Origin of the sequence: Actinomadura chokoriensis, assembly GCF_039529475.1 — a bacterium.
GTDB lineage: Bacteria > Actinomycetota > Actinomycetes > Streptosporangiales > Streptosporangiaceae > Spirillospora > Spirillospora bangladeshensis.
In genome coordinates this window covers 1-20,466 of record NZ_BAAAMW010000047.1, presented here as the reverse complement: position 1 = coordinate 20,466, position 20,466 = coordinate 1, and the positions used below count along the sequence as shown (strand labels likewise).

At 74.4% G+C, this 20,466-nt stretch carries 19 protein-coding genes; 11 read left to right on the top strand and 8 right to left on the bottom strand.

The genetic code is table 11. From position 1 onward, the window contains the following. Positions 1–171: 171 nt before the first annotated feature. Positions 172–1,335, top strand: a complete 1,164-nt coding sequence (locus ABFX46_RS42210) for a glycosyltransferase family 4 protein (RefSeq protein WP_346050084.1) — start codon at positions 172–174, stop codon at positions 1,333–1,335. Positions 1,336–1,355: 20 nt separating this feature from the next. On the opposite strand, the gene ABFX46_RS42205 is transcribed toward ABFX46_RS42210, so the two are convergent. After that, complete coding sequence (locus tag ABFX46_RS42205; protein WP_346050082.1) at positions 1,356–3,341, bottom strand: outer membrane protein assembly factor BamB family protein; 1,986 nt, start codon at positions 3,339–3,341, stop codon at positions 1,356–1,358. Between the two features lie 134 nt (positions 3,342–3,475). Between ABFX46_RS42205 and ABFX46_RS42200 the strand changes: the two genes are divergently transcribed. From ABFX46_RS42200 to ABFX46_RS42175, 6 genes are all read left to right on the top strand, one after another. After that, positions 3,476–4,072, top strand: a complete 597-nt coding sequence (locus ABFX46_RS42200; RefSeq protein WP_346050080.1) for an HD domain-containing protein — start codon at positions 3,476–3,478, stop codon at positions 4,070–4,072. 31 nt (positions 4,073–4,103) lie between these two features. Continuing rightward, the gene (locus tag ABFX46_RS42195; protein WP_346050078.1) at positions 4,104–4,601 is read left to right on the top strand and encodes an SRPBCC family protein; all 498 of its coding nucleotides are present in this window, start codon (positions 4,104–4,106) and stop codon (positions 4,599–4,601) included. Positions 4,602–4,649: 48 nt separating this feature from the next. Further along, a complete protein-coding gene (locus ABFX46_RS42190) occupies positions 4,650–5,384 on the top strand; it encodes an acetoacetate decarboxylase family protein (RefSeq protein WP_346050076.1) in 735 nt (244 codons plus the stop codon). Then, positions 5,381–6,031 (top strand): SDR family NAD(P)-dependent oxidoreductase, encoded by a 651-nt coding sequence (locus ABFX46_RS42185; RefSeq protein ID WP_346050074.1) that lies wholly within the window; start codon positions 5,381–5,383, stop codon positions 6,029–6,031. Before ABFX46_RS42190 ends, ABFX46_RS42185 begins: the two co-directional genes overlap by 4 nt. Before the next feature lie 74 nt (positions 6,032–6,105). Continuing rightward, complete coding sequence (locus ABFX46_RS42180; RefSeq protein WP_346050072.1) at positions 6,106–8,676, top strand: HelD family protein; 2,571 nt, start codon at positions 6,106–6,108, stop codon at positions 8,674–8,676. A 104-nt stretch (positions 8,677–8,780) separates the two neighbouring features. Next, a complete protein-coding gene (locus tag ABFX46_RS42175; RefSeq protein WP_346050070.1) occupies positions 8,781–9,419 on the top strand; it encodes a TetR/AcrR family transcriptional regulator in 639 nt (212 codons plus the stop codon). A 34-nt stretch (positions 9,420–9,453) separates the two neighbouring features. On the opposite strand, the gene ABFX46_RS42170 is transcribed toward ABFX46_RS42175, so the two are convergent. From ABFX46_RS42170 to ABFX46_RS42155, 4 genes are all read right to left on the bottom strand, one after another. Next, entirely contained in the window at positions 9,454–10,308 is an 855-nt protein-coding gene (locus tag ABFX46_RS42170) for a glycosyltransferase family 2 protein (RefSeq protein WP_428831378.1), read from the bottom strand. Positions 10,309–10,331: 23 nt separating this feature from the next. Further along, positions 10,332–11,186: a CDP-alcohol phosphatidyltransferase family protein gene (locus tag ABFX46_RS42165; RefSeq protein ID WP_346050066.1), complete on the bottom strand. Its 855-nt coding sequence runs from the start codon at positions 11,184–11,186 to the stop codon at positions 10,332–10,334. After that, positions 11,176–12,276 (bottom strand): iron-containing alcohol dehydrogenase family protein, encoded by a 1,101-nt coding sequence (locus ABFX46_RS42160; RefSeq protein ID WP_346050092.1) that lies wholly within the window; start codon positions 12,274–12,276, stop codon positions 11,176–11,178. The genes ABFX46_RS42165 and ABFX46_RS42160 overlap by 11 nt, the downstream gene beginning before the upstream one ends. Positions 12,277–12,339: 63 nt before the next feature. Further along, complete coding sequence (locus ABFX46_RS42155) at positions 12,340–13,071, bottom strand: phosphocholine cytidylyltransferase family protein (RefSeq protein WP_346050064.1); 732 nt, start codon at positions 13,069–13,071, stop codon at positions 12,340–12,342. A 335-nt stretch (positions 13,072–13,406) separates the two neighbouring features. On the opposite strand from ABFX46_RS42155, the gene ispD reads away from it, so the two are divergent. Together ispD and ABFX46_RS42145 are read left to right on the top strand one after the other, a co-directional pair. Further along, complete coding sequence (gene ispD / locus ABFX46_RS42150; RefSeq protein ID WP_346050062.1) at positions 13,407–14,108, top strand: 2-C-methyl-D-erythritol 4-phosphate cytidylyltransferase; 702 nt, start codon at positions 13,407–13,409, stop codon at positions 14,106–14,108. Beyond that, positions 14,105–14,854, top strand: a complete 750-nt coding sequence (locus tag ABFX46_RS42145; RefSeq protein ID WP_346050060.1) for a glycerophosphodiester phosphodiesterase — start codon at positions 14,105–14,107, stop codon at positions 14,852–14,854. Before ispD ends, ABFX46_RS42145 begins: the two co-directional genes overlap by 4 nt. Before the next feature lie 16 nt (positions 14,855–14,870). Here the strand turns inward: ABFX46_RS42145 and ABFX46_RS42140 are convergent, their stop codons facing one another. From ABFX46_RS42140 to ABFX46_RS42130, 3 genes are all read right to left on the bottom strand, one after another. Then, positions 14,871–15,398, bottom strand: a complete 528-nt coding sequence (locus tag ABFX46_RS42140; RefSeq protein ID WP_346050058.1) for a hypothetical protein — start codon at positions 15,396–15,398, stop codon at positions 14,871–14,873. An 86-nt stretch (positions 15,399–15,484) separates the two neighbouring features. Then, on the bottom strand, positions 15,485–16,276 hold the full coding sequence (locus tag ABFX46_RS42135) for a hypothetical protein (RefSeq protein ID WP_346050056.1): 792 nt from the start codon (positions 16,274–16,276) through the stop codon (positions 15,485–15,487). A gap of 102 nt (positions 16,277–16,378) precedes the next feature. After that, a complete protein-coding gene (locus ABFX46_RS42130; RefSeq protein ID WP_346050054.1) occupies positions 16,379–17,431 on the bottom strand; it encodes a glycosyltransferase family 2 protein in 1,053 nt (350 codons plus the stop codon). A gap of 269 nt (positions 17,432–17,700) precedes the next feature. On the opposite strand from ABFX46_RS42130, the gene ABFX46_RS42125 reads away from it, so the two are divergent. Both ABFX46_RS42125 and ABFX46_RS42120 read left to right on the top strand, forming a co-directional pair. Next, the gene (locus ABFX46_RS42125; RefSeq protein WP_346050052.1) at positions 17,701–19,395 is read left to right on the top strand and encodes an LCP family protein; all 1,695 of its coding nucleotides are present in this window, start codon (positions 17,701–17,703) and stop codon (positions 19,393–19,395) included. 42 nt (positions 19,396–19,437) lie between these two features. Beyond that, a complete protein-coding gene (locus ABFX46_RS42120) occupies positions 19,438–20,238 on the top strand; it encodes a thioesterase family protein (protein WP_346050050.1) in 801 nt (266 codons plus the stop codon). Positions 20,239–20,466: the final 228 nt, after the last annotated feature.

Sequence of the window (20,466 nt, the reverse complement as noted above, 5' to 3'; positions counted from 1 at the left end):
TGACCTGCGGCGTGTTGTTGTTATGCGGCCGCTCATAACAACAACACGCCGCAGGTCAACGAGGCGCCGGGGAGCGGACATGCCGCGGTCGGTGGGAATTCATCCCTTATTTGCCCTGGTGGGTCAGGGTCTGGGTGAGATGACTAATCGGCGCGTTACGGAGTGAATGTGATGCGGGTCTGTGTCTGCACGGTGGTTCACCATCCCGAGGACGCACGCATTCTGCATCGGCAGATTCGCGCGCTCCTCGAGGCCGGCCATGAGGTCACATATATCGCCCCATTCCGGGCATGCAATGCGGTCCCGTGGCGCCAGATCAGCCCGGTGGACATCCCGCGCGCCGTCGGCCGGCGCCGGCTGCGGGCGCTGCGCGCCGCCCACCGGGCGCTCGTCGAGCACGCCCGGTACGCGGACGTGGTCCTGCTGCACGATCCCGAGCTGCTGGTGTCCCTGCCCCGCGAGGTCCGCGCGCGGACGGTCGTGTGGGACGTCCACGAGGACACCGCCGCCGCGCTGGCGGCCAAGGGCTGGCTGCCCGCGCCGGCGCGCCCGGTGCTGCGGCCGGCCGTCCACCGGCTGGAGCGGCGCAGCGAGCGGCGGCACCGGCTGCTGCTCGCCGAGGAGGGCTACCGGTCCCGGTTCCGCGGTGACCACCCGGTCGTGCCCAACACCACCTACGTCTCCGACACGCCGCCCGGCCCGCCGGACGGCCGCCGCGCCGTCTACGTCGGGCAGCTGTCGCGGGCGCGCGGCGCGCTCGACATGATCGAGATGGCCCGCGCGCTGGCTCCCGAGGGCATCCTGGTGGAGCTGATCGGCGCGGCCGACGCCGACGTGCGCGGCGCGCTGCGGGAGGCGCAGCGGGAGGGCCTCGTGCGCTGGTACGGGTTCGTGCCGAACGACCGGGCGCTGCGCATCGCCGAGGGCGCGATGGCCGGGCTGGCGCTGCTGCACGACGAGCCCAACTACCGGCACTCGATGCCGACCAAGGTCGTCGAGTACATGGCGCGCGGCATCCCGGTGGTCACCACGCCGAACCCGCCGGCGGTCGACATCGTCGACCCGGCCGGCTGCGGGCTGGTCGTGCCGTTCGGCGACCCGCAGGCCGCCGCCAAGGCCGTCCTGCGGCTCCGCGACGACCCCGACCGGCGGACGGAGATGGGCAAGCGCGGGTACGACGCGGCCCGCGCGCGGTACCACTGGCCCGTCCACGCGGCGCGGTTCGTTGCCCAACTGGAGGCGTGGGCGAACCGCTCCGCCGACACCGTCTGGGAGCCTGAGCCGACAACAGAACCGGCAACGGAACCAGAGCCGGAGCCCGTCCCCGAGCGCTGACCTGCCGCCGCCCCGCCCGGTCAGGACGGCCGGGGCGGGTGGTGCAGCCGGTAGGCCACCGACCGGGCGATGCGCGCGGCGGCCCCCGGCGGGCGGTTGGCCTCGACGACCACGACGTACCGGCCGACCCGCAGCGCGATCATCCCGGCCGTGGGGCCGATCTCGTACGCCTCATCCGCGCCGATGTCGCGGCGCCGCCGGGCCTGCGACTGCGTGGCCTGCAGGGCGTCCAGCATCCGGGAGGCGGCCTCGCCGGTCTCGGCCACCCACCGGACGCTCACGGTGAGGCCCCGCACGGCCGGATCGGCCTCCTCCATCGGGCTCGCCGACGGCTTCGGCGACCCCGTCCCGGCCGGTGACGATGTCGGGGACGATGTCGGGGACGGCGACGGAGACGGAGACGGCGACGCGCTCCCGGCCTCCGGGTCGTCCCCATCTTTCGGCTTCTTCTTGGGCTTCTTGCGCGGCTCGTACGTGCAGGACACCGGGCGCGGCAGCCGCACCGGCCCGGCGAACGCGCGGCTCGGCTCGGCGACGTAGCCGTCCAGCCGCGCCGCGGCCAGGTCGGGCGCGGTGAGCAGCGAGCAGGCGTCCGGCCAGTCGGCGAGGGGGACGCCGCCGAGTTCGGCGGGGCCGGTGCCGGCCGGTCCGCCGCGCAGCGCGAGCAGCCGCGCCGCGCCGTCCGGGCGGGGCGCCGCCTGCGGGACGGCCACGTACAGCAGCCCGCCCGCCGCCGCCAGCCACGGCCGCGCGCCGGGCAGGTCGGGGTCCATCGAGAACGGCGCGGGCGCGGTGGTGGTGGCGCCGTCGTCCGGTTCGACGATGTCGACGCCCGCGGGCAGCAGCCCCTCCGACAGCCGCGGACGCAGCGCGAACACGTGCCCGCCGGCCTGCGTGAGCGCCGCGTACGCGGGGACGTCGCGGCCCCATTCGACGCGTCCGGACGGCACGTCCACCGCCTCCATGCGGGTGCTGTCGGAGGATCCGCGCGGGTGGTAGACGACCACCAGGCGCCCCGGCGTCAGCACGCCCGGGCACATGAGGTCGCCGCACACCCCGTCGCCCTCCCAGGCGCCGAACTGGTCGCCGTCCTCGGTGAACGCGCGCAGCGCCGTGCCGTCGGAGGCGAGCGTCACCCCGTCCAGCATCGAGACCTCGGGCGACTCCTTGGAGCCGAGCCGCTCCTCCCAGCGGACGGTGCCCTTCGCCGGGTCGACCGCGAGCAGCCGGCTGCGGCGCCGCCCCTCCGGCCGCGCGCCGCCGCGCCCGCCCTCGCGCCGGTCCTCCCGCACGGCGGGCCGCTGGTCCTCCAGGCAGTCGAGGCCGAACGCGGCGAGGTCCTCGCGGCCGTCGGACGGGTGCGCGCCGCCCTCGAACAGCCGGCAGCCGCGCGGCAGCGGCCGCCGCCACACCCGCTTGCCCGTCACCGCGGAGACCCCGAACAGCGTGCGGTGCTTCTCGTCGGTGGTGAGGACGATGTCGGACCCGGCGGGCCAGCGCAGCGTCGTCCGCGACACCGCGGCGGGGCGCTCGCCCTCGCGCCGCCACAGCAGCCCGCCCGACAGCGCGTCGAACGCGACGAGCACCCGGTCGGCGCGGTCGCCGTTCCGCTCGAAGTAGGCGACGAGCCGGGACCGCGTGGACGTCCAGCCGAGCAGCGTCCACCCGTTGCGCCGGTAGCTCCAGCGGTCGCCGCCCGTCCGGGCGTCGCGCACCTCCAGCCCGTGGCCGGAGGCGGTCACGACCTGCCCCTGCGCGACCTGGTAGGCGACGCCGTCGTAGCCGCCGGCGGCGCCGTGCTGGATGCGGGTCGTGCTCTCCCAGCTCAGCGCGAGCGGACCGGGCGGCGGCCCGACCTCGCGCTGCGGCGTGACGGGCTCGCCGGTCACGGTGTGCCGGACCTGCCACCACTCGGCGCGCAGCACGTAGGTGTCGACGAGCACGACGCACAGCACCACGGCGACCGCCGCGGAGACCAGACCGAGCGCGACGCGGACCCTGCCCACGGACTCCGGTCGGCCACCGGGCCGCTGCCGGCTCGCGACCACGACCGCGCCGCCTCCCTCCGCTGAATACTGTGATGCGACGACACCCACCATGCCGTGCGCGGGACGCCCGCGCGACAGAACGGAGACGAACCGTGGAGGTCTTCACCCGCTGGCACGGCTGGGACACGGCCCGTGCGGACATCGCCGCGTCCGGCGCACCGATCGACGCGGACGCCCTCGGCCGGGCCGTCGCCGCCGCCGAGCGCTGGCACGGCGACCAGAAGCGTCCCACGGGCGCCCCCTATACCGAGCACCTGCTGGAAGCGCTGGAGGTCCTGGTGCGCGGGGCCGGGGTGACCGCGCCCGCCGTGCTGGCCGCCGCGGTCCTGCACGACGTCGTCGAGGACACCCCCGCGACGCTGCGGGACGTGGAGGACGCGTTCGGCCCGGAGGTCACCGAACTGGTCGACTGGGTCACCAAGCCGCCCGCGGCGGGCGGCGGGCGCCAGGCCAAGCGCGCCGCCAAGGCCGCCTACCTGCGCCGCCTCGGCGGCGCCCCGGCCGAGGCGGTCCTGGTGAAGCTCGCCGACCGGGTCAGCAACGTGCAGACCCTCGACCGGATGCCGCCGGACTTCCAGCGCCGCTACTACGCCGAGACCCTCACCTACATCGTCCCGCTGGCCGAGCCGCACCCCTGGTTCAGGGCCTGGTACGCGTCCTGGCGGGCGGAGTACGCGCACCTGCTATGACCGAATGGTCATGAGGTGCGATGATCGCGGCATGGAACGGGAGTGGGTGGTCGAGGAGAGCACGGCCGTCGCGGCGCGGGCCGCCGACGTGTACGCGGCCGTCGCCGATGTGCGGCGGATGCGCGAGTGGAGCCCCGAGGTGTTCGCCGTCTGGCTGCGCGGCCGGACGATCGCACCGGGCGCGCGGTTCGTCGGGTTCAACCGCATCGGCTGGCGTGTGTGGTTCACCACATGCCAGGTGACGGCCGCGGTGCCGGGGCAGGCGTTCGCGTTCCGGGTGTCGAGCTTCGGGATGCCGGTCGCGCTGTGGGGGTACCGCTTCGAGGACGTCGCGGACGACCCGTCCGCACCCCGGACGCGGCTCACCGAGTACTGGGAGGACCTGCGCCGCGACAGCCGTGGCGCGGCGTTCGTGTCGGTCCTCGGCAAGGTGTTCACCGGGGTCCCGGCGGAGCGGCGCGCCGCGGTGAACCGCGCGGGCATGCGCGCCACCCTCGACCGCATCCGGACGGCGGTGGAGAAGGGCTGACGGCCCCGGTTCTTGGCAGCAAAACAAGAACCTGTTCTACTAAGCGGTGTGACAAGCACCGTGCAAGCGCATGCCGTCCAGGGCGAGCGGGTCACCCTCCCGGTGCGGATCCGGGACGCCGCCGTCGGGTCGGCGATGTTCGCCGTGCCCGCCCGCGCCGCCCAGGCCGTCATCGCCTACAGCGGCCTGGAGATCGCCGAGCCGGTGCCCGGCCGGGCGATCTGCTCGCTGGCCTTCGTCCGGTACGCGGACGGGGACCTCGGTCCCTACCACGAGTTCGCCGTCGCGTTCCTGGTGCGCCCGCCCGGCGCGGAGCCCCCGGGCGTGTTCGGGCGGCTGCGGGGCGTCGGCGCGTTCATCCACTGGCTGCCGGTCAACCAGGAGTTCACGCTGGACGCCGGGCGGACGATCTGGGGCTTCCCCAAGGAGATCGCCGACATCCCCATGGACCTGGCCGGGCGCGTCAAGCGGTGCGCGGTGCGGCTGGGCGGGCGGACGGTGATCGAGGTCGCGGTGAAGCCCGGCGCGCCGATGCCCGCCGGCACCGCCGCGCCGAAGGTCGACGCGTACTCGTGCATGGACGGCGTCACGCGCCGGACGCCGTGGACGCTGACGCCGTCCGAGGTGCGGACCCGTCCGGGCGGGGCGAAGGTCGTGCTGGGCGACCACCCGGTCGCGGAGGAGCTGCGCGGGCTGGGGCTGGACCGGGCGCGGGCGCTGAGCAGCAGCACGGTCGGCCACCTGCAGATGGTCTTCGACGGCGCCGAGGAGGTGCGCCGGTGAAGCGGACGGCGCTGGTCACGGGCGCGGCGGGCGGCCTCGGCGCGCTCGCGGCGCGGCGGCTCGCGGCGGCGGCGTGGGACGTCGTCGCGGTGGACGCCGACGGGGCGGGGCTGGCGGAGACGGCGCTGCGCTCCCCCAACATGCACGTCCGGACGTGCGACGTCACCGATCCCAAGGCCGTCCTGGACGTCCTGGCGGTGACCGGGCCCGTCCACCGGGTCGTGCACGCCGCCGTGACCGCGCCCGCCGGGTCCGCGCTGGAGCAGCCGCCCGCCGAGGTGAAACAGGTTCTCGACACCGATGTGTACGGCACCATGCACATCGTGCGCGCCACGCTGCCCGGCATGCTCGAACGCGGCGCCGGGGAACTCGTCCTCTGCGCACCGCCTCCGCGGGCGGGGGCGGCGGCCGCCGCGTCCGGGGCCGTCGCCGCGTACGCCGAGGCGCTCTTCCGGGAGTACGGCGGGCGCGGCGTGACGATCCGCTGCGTCCACCTGGACGGCGCGGCGTCGCCCCGCGCTCTCCTCGACGCGCTGGACCGCTCGCTGGCGCGCCCGCCCGGCGAGCTGCACGTCAGGGCGGGCCGCAGCCGTCCGGGGCTCCTCCAGGGGCTCCGCTCCGCGCTGAACCCGGGGCCGACCGAATAAGCTGTCTCCTTCGCCCCTTCGGGGGTGCCGGGGGAACGTCCCCGGCCGCGACCCACGTGCGAGGAGCAGCCTGCATGTCGTCCCAGGTCACCGGGCGGCCGACCGGTCCCGGCGGCACGGTGAAGGATCAAGAGATCGCCGCCGAGCAGCGCTACGTCGACGTCGCCTACGCGCGGCTGGAGGAGATGCGCGCGGACGCCCAGGCCATGATCCGCGAGGGCTACCGGCAGTCGCTCGCCGGCACCAAGGGCTCGCTCGTGGACCGGGACGCGATGGTCCACCAGGCGGCGCTGCGCGCCCAGGCCCTCGACATCGCCGACGACGGCCTGGTGTTCGGCCGGCTCGACCTCGCCCCCGGCGAGCAGGGCTCCCGCGAGGTCCGCTACATCGGCCGCATCGGCGTGCGGACCAGCGAGCACGACTCGCTCGTGATCGACTGGCGGGCGCCCGCCGCCGAGGACTTCTACCGCGCCACCCCCGAGGACCCGCGCGGCGTCGTCCGCCGCCGCGTGCTCCACTCGCGCGGGCACACGGTCGTCGACCTGGAGGACGACCTCCTCGACCCGGACGCGGCCGACGGCATGACGATCGTCGGCGACGGCGCGTTCCTCGCCTCGCTCGCCCGCGCCCGCGAGGGCGCGATGCGCGACATCGTCGCGACGATCCAGCGGGAGCAGGACGAGGTCATCCGCGCCCCCGCCGAGGGGACCGTCCTCGTGCGCGGCGCCCCCGGCACCGGCAAGACGGCCGTCGCGCTGCACCGCGTCGCCTACCTGCTGTTCCGGCACCGCCGCCGGTTCGGCTCGCGCGGCGTCCTCGTCGTCGGCCCGAACCGCCGGTTCACCGCCTACATCGAGCGGGTGCTGCCGTCGCTCGGCGAGGGCTCGGCGACGCTGCGCTCGCTCGGCGACCTGGTCGACGGCGCCACCGCGACCGTCCACGACTCGCCCCGCCTCGCCCGCATCAAGGGCGCGGACGCCATGGTCCCGCTGCTGCGGCGCGCCGTCGCCGACCACGCGCCCGGTGCTCCCGGCGAGCTGCGCGTCGTGTTCAAGGGCATCGTCGTCACCCTCGACCGGGCCCGCCTCGACCGGATCAGGAACGACCTCCACCGGCGCAGCCGCGGCAGCGTGAACGCCTCGCGCGGCCGGGCCGCCGAAATGCTGCTGGACGCGCTCTGGCGCCGCTTCGACGACGTCGGCGGGATGGAGGCGGCCGAGGCCGAGGAGAGCGCCGAGACCGGGCTGTGGAACGCGATCCTGGCCGCCGACGGGCTCGCCTCTCTCGACGAGGAGCCCGCCGCACGCGGGCGGCAGAACGGCGACCCGAAGCGCGCCCAGTTCGACGCGCGCGTCCGCGAGCAGCGCACGTTCACCGACTTCCTCGTCGCCTGGTGGCCGATCCGCCGGCCGCTGGACGTGCTGCGCTCGCTCGGCGACCCGGCCCGGCTGCGCGCCGCCGCCGGCCGCGACCTCGACCGCGCCGACATCGAGCCGCTCGCCGCGTCCTGGGCCGGGGACGCCCCGCTCAGCTACCAGGACGTCGCGCTGCTGGACGAACTCGACGCGCTGCTCGGCCCGCCGCCCCGGCCGTCCCGCCGCCGCAGGGCCCCGTCCGAGGACGACCCCTTCGTGGTGGACGGCGTCAACATCCTCACCGGCGAGGAGGTCGTGGACGAGACCTGGGAGCCGGAGATGCAGGAGCTCACCACGTCCATGGAGCGCCTCGAACGGGCCCGGCGCGTGGACGACGGCGTGGTGGAGGAGCGCCCCGAATACGCGCACATCGTGGTGGACGAGGCGCAGGACCTCTCCCCCATGCAGTGGCGCATGCTCGGCCGCCGCGGCCGCCAGGCGAGCTGGACGATCGTCGAGGACCCGGCCCAGAGCGCCTGGGAGGACCTCGACGCCGCCCGGCAGGCGATGGAGTCCGCGCTCGGCGGCGAGAAGCCGTCCCGCGGCCGGCGCCGCACCCGCAAGCCCGCGCCCCGCACCCGGCACGAGTACGAACTCACGACGAACTACCGCAACTCCACCGAGATCGCCGCCGTGTCGGCCCGCGTGCTGGCCCGCGCCCTGCCGGAGGCCCGTCCGGCCCGCGCCGTCCGGACGTCGGGGATCGAGCCGGTCGTCCAGGTCGTGCCCGAACCCGGCCTCCCCACCGCCGCCCGCGAGGCGACCGAGCGGCTCCTCGACCAGGTCGAGGGCACCATCGGCGTCATCGTCCCGATGTCCGCAGACGGCACCGGCACGGCGCCCGAGCCGCAGCACCCGGCTTCGGAGGACGGCCAGACCTCCCTCTTCGACACCCCTGCCGCGCCTGAAGAGGCCACCACGCCTGGCATGTCCGGCACCGCCGGCACGGCGGGCATGACCAGCGCGGCCGGTCGTGGCGGCGGGGTCGCATGGTCGGAGGCCGACCGGGAGCGGCTCGGGGCGGGGCTGCCTGAGCGCGTCCAGGTCCTGGACGTCCTGGACGCCAAGGGCCTGGAGTTCGACGCCGCCGTGATCGTCGCGCCGGAGACCGTCGCCGCGCAGTCGCCGCGCGGGCTGCGCGTCCTCTACGTGGCGGTGTCCCGCGCGACGCAGCGGCTGACCGTCCTCACCGCCGATCCCGCATGGCGCGACACGCTGCTGACCGGCTGAGCCTCCCGGGGACGCCCCGGGGGGAGGCACGAAGAGGGTGATTGGTGCCCGTCCGCGCGGGTTAGGCTGACGATGCCCCCTTTCGCACGGGTGAACGGAGATCGATGAGCGGCCGGAATCCCGCACCCAGGCGCAGTTACGGCGGCCGGTCGGCCGAGGAGCGCCGCGCCGAGCGGCGGGAGCGGCTGCTCGCCGCCGGGCTCGAGCTCTTCGGGACGCGCGGCTACGCGGCGACGTCCATCGAGCGGCTGTGCGCGACGGCGAGCGTGTCGACCCGCAACTTCTACGAGGAGTTCACCGGGCGCGAGGAACTCCTCACCGCCCTGCACAGCAGCATCAACCAGCGCGCGGCGGAGGCCCTCGCCGCCGCCTACGCCGGGGCGTCCGGCGCCGGCCTCGGGACCCGCGTGGAGCGCGCCGTCCGCGCGTTCGTCACCGTCACCGCGAGCGACCCCCGCTGGGCCCGCATCGCGTTCGTCGAGGTCATCGGCGTCAGCGCAGGCCTGGAGCAGCACCGCTTCCGCTGGCGCGGCCAGTGGGAGGACTCGCTCACCACGATGGCCCGGGAGGCGGTCGAGCGCGGCGAGGCCATCGACCGCGACTACCGCCTCACCATGATCGCGATCATCGGCGCGGTCAACAACCTCGTCCACCACTGGTCCGCCCGCGACCAGGACATCCCGCTCAACGACATCATCGACGAGCTCACCCACCTCATCCTCGCCGCGGTCACGACGCCCTAGAGCGGGCGCCGGGACGGGCGCCGGACGGCGGGCGCTAGATGATGGGCGGGCGGCCCGTCCGCGTCATGCGCCAGGCGGTGCGGTAGGAGATGGGCCGGCGCGGCCCGGCGGGCTTGCGCCAGCCCTCCGCGAAGCCCTTGAACCACGGCTTGAGCGCGCTCGGCTTCCGCTCGCGCAGGACGGTCATGCCGACCCACACCGCGAGGTAGGTGAGCGCCAGCGGCCACGGGAGGTTGCGGCGCGCCAGCCACACGCGGTTGCGGGCGTTGTAGCGGTAGAACATGCCGTGCCGCGTCGGCAGGACGGCCGGGTGGAACATGACCGCCGACGCGTCGTAGACGATGCGGTAGCCCGCGTTGAGGATCTGCCAGGCGAGGTCGGTCTCCTCGTGGGCGTAGAAGAAGTCCTCGGGGAGGCCGCCGCCCGCGTCGAACGCGGCCCGGCGGATCGCGCAGGCCCCGCCGAGGAACGTCGTGACGGCGGACGAGCGCTCCGGGTCGCCGGCCCGCAGCCGCGGGACGTGCCGCCGCTCGCCGCGCCCGCCCTCCGGGTCGCGGACCCGGAACGAGACCACGCCGAGGTCGGGCTCGGCGGAGAACCGGTCGCGCAGGTGGGCGCCGAGCCGGGTGGAGCGGTACCAGCCGTCGTCGTCCAGGAACAGGATCACGTCGCCGCAGGACGCCTCCACGCCCCGGTTCCGCCCGCCCGGGATGCCGAGGTTGGTCGGCAGGCTGAGGGTCTTGACGCGCTCGTCGTCGAACGGCGCGGCGCCGGCGCGGTCGCCGACGGGGTCGACGCCGTTGCCGACGAGGACGACCTCGACGTCCACATGCTCCTGCTCCAGGGCGCTGCGGACGGCGCGGGCCAGCTCCTCCGGCCGGTTCCCCATGGTCAGGACGACGACGGACAGTTTCACTTCAGTCTCCGGGAGGCCAGGATGCTGACCAGGTGAAGCAGGGTCTGCAGGACGGCGACGGCGGCCACCGCGACCATGAGGACGCGGACCGCGACGGGGGTCTCGTTGCCGAGGACGGTGTCGAGCACGGCCGCCGCGAGGATCAGCAGCGACAGCTCGACGGCGCCGATGATCCGGTGGAGGCGCAGCATCGACGCGGCCTGCCGGGCGAGCGCGATGCGGGTCGAGCGGGGCCGCAGCGCCCGGTCGCCGCCGGACGGGTCGGCGGTCAGCCCCGACTTGGCGCGGGCGACGACGACGTTGTCGGTCTCGGCCTTGATCAGCGCGGCGCCGAGCGCGGCGACGAGGCCGAGCTCCGCCCAGCCGCCGTTCTTCCAGCCGCCCTGCGCCATGAAGCCGAGCCCGATGAGCAGCGACACCTCGGACAGGTAGTGGCCGATCCGGTCGAGGAACACCCCGGCCACCGACGTCTGCTTGAGGTAGCGGGCGACCTCGCCGTCCACGCAGTCGAGCAGCAGGTAGACCTGGATGAGGACCGCGCCGCCGATCGCCGTCCACAGGGGGTCGACGGGCAGCGACACGACCAGGCCGGCGACGACGCCGCTCGCCATCATCAGGTAGGTCAGCTGGTTCGGGCTGAAGCCGAGCCGCAGCGCGATCCATCCGAAGTACGGGGACAGGTCGCGCATGTAGAGGCGCCCGGCCCAGTGCTCCTCGTTGCGCCGGTCCTTCAGCCCGGGCGGCTGCCCGTACCGGCGGACGTCGGCGACCTTCGCGCCCTTGCGGTGCGGCCGGTGATCGCCGTCGTCGCCGGACGGGTCCGCGGAGGATCCGGGGAGCTCAGCCTCCATGGGCCTGGACATACTCTTCCACCGCCTTGCGCGTCTCGCCCTTGTCGAGATTGAGGTATTCCAAGATGGTGTAGCGGCCGGGCCGCGTCTGCGGGGCGTGCAGGACGGCCTCGGTGAACTGCTCGACGGACAGCCCGATGTCGCCGGGGAGGCGGGGCAGCCCGTGCCGGCCGAGGCAGTCGAGGATCTCGTGCAGCCGCTCCGCCGCGCCGTCGGCCGACGCCGCGCCGGTCGAGGCCGCCCCGGCCTCGTCCGCGCGGAGCCGGGTGGCGCGCAGGTGGTAGCAGAACGCCGCGCCGATCCCGGCCAGCTCGCCGTGGTTGGCGGTGTCCGGGTAGAGCTGGTCGATGGCGTGCATGATCTCGTGGTCGCCGCCGCTGGCGGGCCGGGAGTCGCCCGCGAACGCCATCGACATCCCCGACAGGACCAGGGTCTCGGCGAGGACGGTGAGGAACCGGTCCGACTCGATCGAGCCGGGCTGGTGCAGCAGCGCCTCGGCCGCGGTGCGGGCCACGGTGAGCGCCATCCGGTCGACCCGCTCGCCGCACTGCTCGGCGGCGAGCAGCCAGTCGTCCACCGCGGACAGGTTGCTCAGCACGTCGCCGATGCCGGCGCGGATCAGCCGCGGCGGCGCGGCGTGCACGTAGTCCAGGTCGATGATCATCGCGAGCGGCATCACCACGCCGAACGAGCCCTTGCCGCTGTCGTGCACGAGCGAGGCGACCGGCGAGCAGATCCCGTCGTGGGACAGGTTCGTCGCGACCGACACCATCGGGATGCCCGACAGCGTCGCCGCGTACTTGGTCGCGTCGATCGTCCGGCCCCCGCCGATCCCGACGACGGCCTCGTAGGACCCGGCGCGCAGCTTGGCGGCCAGCTCGACGGCCACGTCCACGGTGCCGCCCTCGACCCGGAACATGTCGCAGGCCGACAGGGACGGCCGGACGTGCGCGGCGATCTGGTCGCCCTGGCCGGGGCCGACCGCGATCGCCACCCGGCCCTCGGTGACGATGCGCCGGTCGGCGAGCAGGTCGCCGAGGGCGGCGACGGCACCGCGCCGCACGTCGATGGACAGCGGCGCGTTCAGCATCCGCGTCAGCAGGGGCATGAGCCTCCTCGCTCGGTGGAGCGCCTGGAACCGGCGGCCGTCGGGTCAGTAGCCCTTGGCGATCCGGCGGGCCTTCTCCAGGTCGTCGTGGTTGTCCACCTCGACCCAGTCGACCTCGCCGATCGGCGCGACGCCGATGCGGCCGCCGCGGTTCACGTGCTCCTGGTAGCCGTCCTCGTAGTAGAGGTCGGGGTCGCGCTCCCAGGTGGCCTTGAGCGCGTCGGCCAGCGGCTCGGCGGCGGCGGGCTCGATCAGGGTGGCGCCGATGTACTCGCCGCCGGCGGCCGACGGGTCCATCAGCTTGGTGATGGTCTTCAGGTGCCCCTCGCCGTCGAGGATGACCTTCATCTCCTCGTCGGCGAGAGTTTTCACATCGTCCACTGCGAGGAGGATGTCCGGCCCGCGGTTGGCCAGTAGCGTCTTCTCGACGCCCACCGGGTGGACCGTGTCGCCGTTGACCATGAGGACGCCCTTGGAGAAGTGCTCCCGAGCCAGCCACATGGAGTAGGCGTTGTTCCACTCCTCGGCCTTGTCGTTGTGAACCAGCGTGATGCGCACGCCGTACCGCTCTTCGAGGGCGGCCTTGCGCTCCTGGACGGCGGACGCGCGGTAGCCGACGACGATGACGACGTCGGTCAGCCCGACCTCGGCGAGGTTGCGGAGGGCGATGTCCAGGATGGTGGTCTCGCCGTCCACCGGGACGAGGGCCTTCGGGAGGGTGTCGGTGTAGGGCCGCAGCCTCCGGCCCGCACCCGCCGCCAGCACCATGCCGATCATGCTTCCTCTTCCTCCCGGTCGATCTGTCCGTGTTGTCCGTGCGCACCGCGGCGGCGCGCCCGCCGCCGGGGCCCGGACGCCGACGTCGGCGGCCGATGCGTCACGCGCGAAACGAGCCGGGCCCTCGGCGCGGCACGGCGCCCGGTGGCGTCGCGTGCGTCGCGGTGGAGCGGTGCCGGCACCGCCTGCACGGACTCCGGCACGGCGAAGCAACCATACTCGATCCGGCGTTCCCGGGCGGTGCAAGCGGCTTCGCCCGCCCCGCGCCGGGCCCGTCCGGTACGTTGAGCACGGCCCGGGTGTGCCCGGGGGACCGGCCGGGAAGATCGGGAGACATGGCGACGCGGACGGTTGCGGTGGTGCTCGCCGGCGGGGTCGGCGCGCGCATGGGCGCGGGACGCCCCAAGCAGCTCATGGAGGTCGGCGGGCGGCCCATCCTGGCGCACGCGGTCGGCGCGTTCGACGCGCACCCCGGCGTCGACGAGGTCGTGGTCGTGATGGCGGCCGGGCATCTGCGCGACGCCGCCGCGATCGCCGCGCCGTTCCGCAAGACGGCCGCCGTCATCGAGGGCGGCGACACGCGCACCGCGTCGACGGTCGCGGCGCTGCGGGTGCTGGACGGCCGCCCCGACGACGTCCGCGTCCTGTTCCACGACGCGGCCCGCCCGTTCGTGGACGCCCCCGTCATCGACCGCGTGCTGGCCGCGCTGGACGGCTGCGAGGCCGTCGCGGTGGGCGTGCCGTCGTCCGACACGATCGTGGTGGTGGAGGACGGCGTGGTCGCCTCCATGCCGCCGCGCGAGACGCTGAACCGGTTCCAGACGCCGCAGGGGTTCCGGCTCGGCACCATCCGCAAGGCGTACGAGCTGGCGCTCGCCGATCCCGGCCTGCGGGCCACCGACGACTGCGGGATCGTGCACCGCTACCTGCCGGACGTCCCCATCCGCGTCGTCGCCGGCAGCGAGCGCAACCTCAAGGTCACGCAGCCGCTCGACGCCGTCCTGGCCGAACATCTCGCCGGCGAGGTGAACCCTTGATCTTCGACGACACCCCCACGGTCATCGGGCACCGCGGCTACGGGTCGGGCGACCCGACACCGCCCGGCGCCGCCGCCCCCGTCTCGGAGAACACGCTGCCGTCCCTGCTGGCCGCCGTCGCCGCGGGGCTGTCCTGGGTCGAGATCGACGTGACGCGGACCGCCGACGACCACCTCGTCCTGCGGCACGACCCGACGACGGTCGACGGCGACCACCTGGTCGACCTGCCCGCGACCGCGAGCGGCCTCCCCCTGCTGACCGAGATCTTCGACGCGCTCCCGCCGGACGTCGCGGTCGACGTCGACGTGAAGACCGTCCTGGAGGACGCGCTGGACGACCCGTCCCGGCGCACCGGCGCGCTGCTCGTCCCGGTGCTGAGGCGCGAGGCGAAGCGGCGCCCGCTGCTCGTCACGTCGTTCGACCCGTCGCTGCTGGTGTTCCTGCGGGACGAGGTGCCCGGCGTCCCGCTGGGGCTGCTGACGTGGCTGCGGTTCCCGCTGTGGCACGCCGTCCCGGCCGCCGCCGGGCTCGGCCTGGACGCCGTCGCCGTGCACACGGGGTCGTGCGGCATCGAGCACCCCGACACGCGGCTGCGTCCGCTGGAGCACTGCGTGGACGTCGCGCACAAGGCCGGGCTGGAGACGATCGCGTGGTGCCCGTCGGCGGAGGCGGCGCCGACCTACGCGGAGGCCGGGTTCGACGCGATGGTGGTCAACGACGTCCCGGGCGTCCTCGCGGCCGTCTGACGCGGCCCGCCCACGGCTAGGACGCGATCACGTCGTCGTCCGGCCGCGCCTCCTTCGGCGCGGCGGGGACGGCAGGGGCGGCGGTCTCGGGACGGGTGCCGCGCCAGCGTCCGGGCAGCACCGAGGCCACGAGGAGCGCGATGCCGATGATGGTGAACGTGCCGTTGGCGGCCATGTTCGTGTAGCCGCCGAAGAAGTCCTCCGGTACGAACTCCGGCGTGGAGTTCTCGACCATCCACACCGTCTCCATGAACCACGCCAGCCCGACGGCGGAGAGGAGCACGCCGGGCACGAGCGAGGCGAGCGGGGACAACCGCGCGTTCACCACCAGGCCGATCACCGCGGCGCCCGCCAGCAGGACGGCCAGGGCCGCCCAGTCCGCGCTCGGGGCGCTCTCGGCGGGGAGGCCGTTCGCCTTCGCGGCGAGCGCGCGGGACGCCGATACGCGCACGTCGTCGACGCTGTAGGCCAGGCAACCCGCGATCAGGGGGGTGGCGACCACGCCGATGAGCGTGCCGATTCCGTGCCGGGCGGCGTTGTTCATGGGCCGGCTCCTGTCCGGTGGGGGGTGGAAGAGCCCGCCCACCGTACAGAAATCCGCATACCGGGATGATCACATCCCGGACTCGATCACTTCGGGCGGTTGCCGCCGTACATGCGCGTCCACTCGCCGGGCTCGTCGTCGTCCGAGCCGCCCTCGATGGACGGTTCCTGCTTCTTCTCCTGGGCCGGCGGCGCGGGCGGCGCGGCCGGGAGCGGGGGCGGGTTGGACGCGGCGGGCTGGGCGGGCGGCGCGCCGAACTGGGCCTGGGGCGCCTGGGGCGCGCCCTGCCAGGACGGGCTCTGCGACGGCGGCGGCTGGGGCGCGCCCATGGGCGCCGCGCCCATCGGGGCCGCCCCCATCGGGGCGGGGCCGCCGGGCATCGGCGGCGGGCCCATCGGCGCGGGCGGCGGGCCTGCGAAGCGCGGCGCGGCCCCGGCCGCGGCGCGGGCCTTCCACCGGGACGGCGCCAGCGACGCCACGAGGAGCAGCACGCCGAGCAGGAAGAGGATCCCCATCGAGCCCAGCGTCGTGTAGCCGAAGTACATGTCGCGCGTCATCACGTCCCGGCCGGCGTGCTGGACCGCCCAGTTGGGCGAGGCGAACCAGATCAGGCCGACGAGCGTGAACGCGGCGCCCGGGATCAGCGAGGCGACCGGCGACAGGCGGCTGCCCGTCAGGAGGCCGAGCAGGATCGCCGCCAGCAGGATCAGCCCGGCGCCGATCCAGAGCTCGTCGCCGTGGTAGCTCCGGAACCGCGCGTAGCCGAACGTCATGACCATGCGCAGCTTGTTCGTGCCGTACATGAGGCTCACCGCGATGATCGGCGCCAGCACGAGGCCGGCCACCACGCCGAGACCGTGGCGCGCTCCGTTGGACATGTCCACCCTCCAGTGCCCGGTCGGCGGGCAAGATCCCGCCAACCTAACCCTCAGACGTGCGGAAACGCACGCCGGTTCGATGGTGGATTTACCTTCTGCCCGCTACTGGACGGATTCGCCGGGTTTCGCCGGGGTGGGCTGGCCGAGCCGCGGCGGGCTGGTCAGGAACCCGACGCCCCAGGTCAGGTGCATGGTGGCGAACACCAGCGGCAGCCGCACCCAGGCCGCGAGCGGCAGCCCGCGTCCCTCCACGGCGGCGCCCGCGATCATCGCGGCCGCGTACCCTCCGGGCAGGATCCAGCCCGGCCAGAACCCGAACAGCCCGGCGACGGCGCCCGCCGCGATGGCGACCACGGCGATCGGCGGGGCGAGGTAGCGCAGGTTCAGCGTCCCCTGGTGCTCGCGGCCGACGACGCGCCGCCAGCGCCCGGTGTGGAAGTACTGCTTGGCGAGCGCCCGCAGGTTCGGGCGCGGCCGGTAGGTGACCCGCATCCGCGGGGTGAAGAAGATGCGGCCGCCGGTCTCCCGGATGCGGTGGTTCATCTCCCAGTCCTGGGCGCGGACGAACGTCTCGTCGTAGCCGCCGACCCGGTCGAGCGCGCTGCGCCGGAACGTCCCGAGGTAGACGGTCTCGACCTCGCCCGCCTCGCCGCCGGTGTGGAACCGGGCGTTGCCGACGCCGAGCTTGGACGTCATCGCCCGCGCCACCGCCTTCTCGAACGGGGTGACGCCCTCGGCCGCCATGATGCCGCCGACGTTGTCGGCGCCGGTCTCCTCCATCGTCTCGACGGCCGCGCGGACGTAGTCGGCGGGCAGCAGCGAGTGCCCGTCCACCCGGACGATGATCGAGTACTGCGACGCCTTGATCGCGATGTTCAGGCCCTGCGGGGTGCGCCCGGTCGGATTGGCGACGACGAGGACGCGCGGGTCCTCGGCGGCCAGCTTCCGGGCGATCTCCTCGGTGCGGTCGCGGGACGGCCCGATCGCGAGCACGAGCTCCAGCTCGCCGGGGTACTCCTGGGTCAGGATGCCGCGCACGGCCTCGGCGAGGTGGCGCTGCTCGTTCAGGACGGGCATCACCACCGACACCGCCGGCCAGGTGCGCTCACCGGAGTCGGGACGGGTCTTCACGGCGTACTGGGTTTCCTGGTTCATGGCGCGGTGGGCACGGGGAGACGAATTCATGTGGGCTCGCGGACGCGCGCCGGCCGGAGGGACCGGAGGCGGGCGCCCCTTCCTCTCTTGCTCGCTTGCCTGACGCAGCCCACGCCACCCAGGTTCGCGTGCGGGCCGCCGGGGTGTGGTCAAGACGGCGCCACGTTACTGCAAGGACACGAGGTCCAGGTAGCGAACGGACGGGCGCTCCCCACTTTAGAGTGGTGGGACGCACGGCGGAACGTGATCTTCGGGAGGCGGCGGCCGGCATGGCAGACGGGCACGACTCGGGTCGCGGCGACCGCCGCGGTGGCGGCCGCGGCGAGGGCCGCCCGGCGGAGCCGGACCCGCTGGAGCGCTACTTCCGGCCGCGGCCGGGCGCCCGGCCGGTCCCGGACGAGGACGGCGGCGCCGGCATCGAGGGCGTGACGATCGACGGGATGCCCGCGCCGCGGGTGACGGTGGACGGCCCCCGCGGCCCGCGCCGTCCCGGCCGGGGGCTGAGCCCGCGCGCCGCGATGAGCGCCCGCCGGCAGAAGCGCTTCCTCACCCTGACCGGGACGATGTCGGCGGTCGTGCTGCTGACCTCGGGCGGCGCGTGGGCGTTCCAGAACTACGTCACCGGCATGATCGACAAGGTGTCGGTGAACGGGCTCGGCAGGGGCGGGAGCGACCCGAAGGGCGCGATGACGATCCTCGTCGCGGGCGTCGACCGGCGCGAGGGGCTGACGAAGGCGCAGCAGAAGGCGGCGAAGCTCGGCCACGACGCCGGGGAGCGCTCCGACACGATGCTGCTCGTGCACGTGTCCCGCGACCACGACCGGGTGTCCGTCGTGAGCCTGCCGCGCGACTCCTACGTCACGATCCCCTCGCACGAGTCGAACGGCTCGGAGGGCGCGAAGGGGACGCGGGTCCCGGCCCGTCCGGGCAAGCTGACCTGGGCGTACCAGTTCGGCGGGCCCGACCTCACGGTCAGCACGATCAAGCAGGCGACGGGCGTGGCCATCGACCACTACGTCGAGGTGAACTTCTACGGGTTCGTCCGCATGGTGGACGCGCTCGGCGGCGTCGACGTCTGCACCGAGCAGGCGGTGGACGACCCGAAGAGCGGCCTGAAGCTGCCCGCCGGCACGTCCCACGTCGACGGCCTGAAGGCGCTCGCCTTCGCCCGCGCCCGCTACACGCTGACCGGCGGCAGCGACCTCGGCCGCATCGACCGGCAGCAGCAGTTCATGGCGGCGATGATGAAGCAGGCGCTGTCGACGAAGACGCTGAGCGACCCGGTGAAGTCGACGAGGTTCCTGAACGCGTCGCTGAAGTCGCTGCGCGTCGACGAGAAGCTGGCCGACAACCTGCCGAAGCTCGCCGACCAGATGAAGGACCTGTCGACCGACGACGTCACGTTCGCGAACGTGCCGCTGTCCAACCCCGACTACAACACCGTCCTGTGGAACGCGGCCACCGCGCAGTCGACCGTCCAGTGGGACCGGGGCAAGGCGCAGGACCTGTTCACCCGGATCAGGCGCGACCAGCCGCTCGACCAGCAGGCCGCGAAGCCGAGCGCCTCGCCGACGCAGAAGCCCGAGGACGCGCTGACCGTGCCGCCGGAGGACATCTCCGTCCGCGTCCTGAACGCGATCGGCACCCGCGGCCTCGCCACCAAGGCGGGCGGCCAATTGCGGGATCTCGGCTTCAAGGTGACCGTCGCGCCGGGCGTGGCGCGGCGCGGCCTGCAGACCACCCAGATCCAGTACGGACCCGACCGGGCGGACTCGGCCAAGACGCTGGCCGCCGCGATCCCGGGGGCGAAGCTGAAGAAGGTGTCGGCACTGGGCTCGCGCGTGCAGGTCATGGTCGGCGCGAACTGGGACGGCGTGGAGAAGGTGAAGGTGGCGCCGAGCGCGTCGCCGTCCGCCGAGCCCGGGATCGAGACGGGCACCGCCACCTCGAAGCTCTGCACCTGAACCCTGTCTAGAATGATGTTCTAGGACGTGGGGAGGAGCCGCATGAGCGAGGACGCGCCCGCCGAGGCGTTCTACGAGCCGCTGGGCGACGACCGGTTCGCCAGTACCGCCGCCACGGCGGGCCCCTGGTCGCCGGCCCTGCAGCACGGCGGCCCGGTGTCGGCGCTGATCGGACGGGCCTTCGAGCGGCACGACCCCGCGCCCGGCACCCGGGTGGCCCGGGTGACGGTCGAGATCCTGAGCCCCGTCCCGGTGGCCGAGCTGCGGGTGGCCGTCCGGGTCGTCCGCCCCGGCCGGAGGGTCGCGCACCTGGAGGGCGAGATCAGCCACGAGGGGCGGACGGTCGTCCGCGCCACCGCCTGGCGCATCCTGGCCGCCCCGTCCCACCTGGACTCGGTCGTCCACGCGGCGCCCCCGCCGCCCCTCCCCGACTCGACGCCGCCGTTCGAGAAGTGGCGCGACCTCCACGTGGGCGGCTACCTGTCGGCGATGGAGTGGCGGCTGCTCGACGGCGGGTTCGGCCGGCCGGGCCCCGGGACGGCCTGGGCGCGCTCCCGCGTCCCGCTGGTCGCCGGAGAGACCGACACGCCGCTCGTCCGGGCGCTGACGCTGGCCGACAGCGCGTCCGGCGTCGGCAGCCAGCTGGACCTCTCCAAGTGGCTGATCATCAACACCGACCTGACGGTCGCCCTGCACCGCGACCCGGTCGGCGAGTGGCTGTGCATGGCCGCGTCCCTGGACGCGAGCGCGGGCGGCAGCGCCCTCTGCCAGGCGACCCTCGCGGACCGGTCGGGCGAGTTCGGCCGGGCCCTGCAGACCATGCTGGTGGACGAGCGCCGCTGAGTGCAGGTTGCCTTTTGATCACTCTGGGTAGTGGATCGGTGACAGATCGAAGTCATCGATCCTAGGAGACCAGAGGATGTCGACAAGGCTTCTCGGCCTGCTCACCACGACCGCCGCCGCGTCGGTGGCCCTCACCGCGGGCATCGCCGCCGCCGCGGCCGCGGCCCCGCCGCCCGCACCCGCACCGCCGCGTCCGCCCGTCGCGGCCCCGCCGCAGCCGGCCGCGCC

What these genes read in the sequence shown, in the direction of transcription:
- ABFX46_RS42210 (WP_346050084.1), top strand. Translation starts at nt 172, where the DNA reads ATGCGGGTCTGTGTCTGCACGGTGGTTCACCATCCCGAGGACGCACGC.
- ABFX46_RS42195 (WP_346050078.1), top strand. Translation starts at nt 4,104, where the DNA reads ATGGAACGGGAGTGGGTGGTCGAGGAGAGCACGGCCGTCGCGGCGCGG.
- ABFX46_RS42180 (WP_346050072.1), top strand. Translation starts at nt 6,106, where the DNA reads ATGTCGTCCCAGGTCACCGGGCGGCCGACCGGTCCCGGCGGCACGGTG.
- ABFX46_RS42175 (WP_346050070.1), top strand. Translation starts at nt 8,781, where the DNA reads ATGAGCGGCCGGAATCCCGCACCCAGGCGCAGTTACGGCGGCCGGTCG.
- ABFX46_RS42170 (WP_428831378.1), bottom strand. Translation starts at nt 10,308, where the DNA reads ATGGGGAACCGGCCGGAGGAGCTGGCCCGCGCCGTCCGCAGCGCCCTG.
- ABFX46_RS42165 (WP_346050066.1), bottom strand. Translation starts at nt 11,186, where the DNA reads ATGGAGGCTGAGCTCCCCGGATCCTCCGCGGACCCGTCCGGCGACGAC.
- ABFX46_RS42160 (WP_346050092.1), bottom strand. Translation starts at nt 12,276, where the DNA reads ATGCTGAACGCGCCGCTGTCCATCGACGTGCGGCGCGGTGCCGTCGCC.
- ABFX46_RS42155 (WP_346050064.1), bottom strand. Translation starts at nt 13,071, where the DNA reads ATGATCGGCATGGTGCTGGCGGCGGGTGCGGGCCGGAGGCTGCGGCCC.
- ispD (WP_346050062.1), top strand. Translation starts at nt 13,407, where the DNA reads ATGGCGACGCGGACGGTTGCGGTGGTGCTCGCCGGCGGGGTCGGCGCG.
- ABFX46_RS42140 (WP_346050058.1), bottom strand. Translation starts at nt 15,398, where the DNA reads ATGAACAACGCCGCCCGGCACGGAATCGGCACGCTCATCGGCGTGGTC.
- ABFX46_RS42135 (WP_346050056.1), bottom strand. Translation starts at nt 16,276, where the DNA reads ATGTCCAACGGAGCGCGCCACGGTCTCGGCGTGGTGGCCGGCCTCGTG.
- ABFX46_RS42130 (WP_346050054.1), bottom strand. Translation starts at nt 17,431, where the DNA reads ATGAACCAGGAAACCCAGTACGCCGTGAAGACCCGTCCCGACTCCGGT.
- ABFX46_RS42125 (WP_346050052.1), top strand. Translation starts at nt 17,701, where the DNA reads ATGGCAGACGGGCACGACTCGGGTCGCGGCGACCGCCGCGGTGGCGGC.
- ABFX46_RS42120 (WP_346050050.1), top strand. Translation starts at nt 19,438, where the DNA reads ATGAGCGAGGACGCGCCCGCCGAGGCGTTCTACGAGCCGCTGGGCGAC.